The organism is Escherichia sp. WS3063 (assembly GCF_046486595.1).
In the GTDB taxonomy this organism is placed as follows: Bacteria; Pseudomonadota; Gammaproteobacteria; order Enterobacterales; family Enterobacteriaceae; genus Escherichia; species Escherichia coli.
This window is the reverse complement of record NZ_JBJQKY010000081.1, coordinates 1-786: the sequence shown is the minus strand read 5'-3', so window position 1 is coordinate 786 and position 786 is coordinate 1. Positions and strand designations below refer to the sequence as shown.

The following is a 786-nucleotide window of genomic DNA, read 5'->3' as shown; positions in this document are numbered from 1 at the left end:
CCGGCACCGGGCAGGCGTCACACCGTATACGTCCACTTTCGTGTTTGCACAGTGCTGTGTTTTTAATAAACAGTTGCAGCCAGCTGGTATCTTCGACTGATTTCAGCTCCATCCGCGAGGGACTTCACCTACATATCAGCGTGCCTTCTCCCGAAGTTACGGCACCATTTTGCCTAGTTCCTTCACCCGAGTTCTCTCAAGCGCCTTGGTATTCTCTACCTGACCACCTGTGTCGGTTTGGGGTACGATTTGATGTTACCTGATGCTTAGAGGCTTTTCCTGGAAGCAGGGCATTTGTTGCTTCAGCACCGTAGTGCCTCGTCATCACGCCTCAGCCTTGATTTTCCGGATTTGCCTGGAAAACCAGCCTACACGCTTAAACCGGGACAACCGTCGCCCGGCCAACATAGCCTTCTCCGTCCCCCCTTCGCAGTAACACCAAGTACAGGAATATTAACCTGTTTCCCATCGACTACGCCTTTCGGCCTCGCCTTAGGGGTCGACTCACCCTGCCCCGATTAACGTTGGACAGGAACCCTTGGTCTTCCGGCGAGCGGGCTTTTCACCCGCTTTATCGTTACTTATGTCAGCATTCGCACTTCTGATACCTCCAGCATACCTCACAGTACACCTTCACAGGCTTACAGAACGCTCCCCTACCCAACAACACATAGTGTCGCTGCCGCAGCTTCGGTGCATGGTTTAGCCCCGTTACATCTTCCGCGCAGGCCGACTCGACCAGTGAGCTATTACGCTTTCTTTAAATGATGGCTGCTTCTAAGCCAA

1 rRNA gene is annotated in these 786 nt (G+C 53.1%); it reads right to left on the bottom strand.

Annotated features, from left to right (window positions below):
• Positions 1 to 786, bottom strand: a 23S ribosomal RNA gene (locus tag ACJHYW_RS25270); the annotation flags it as partial.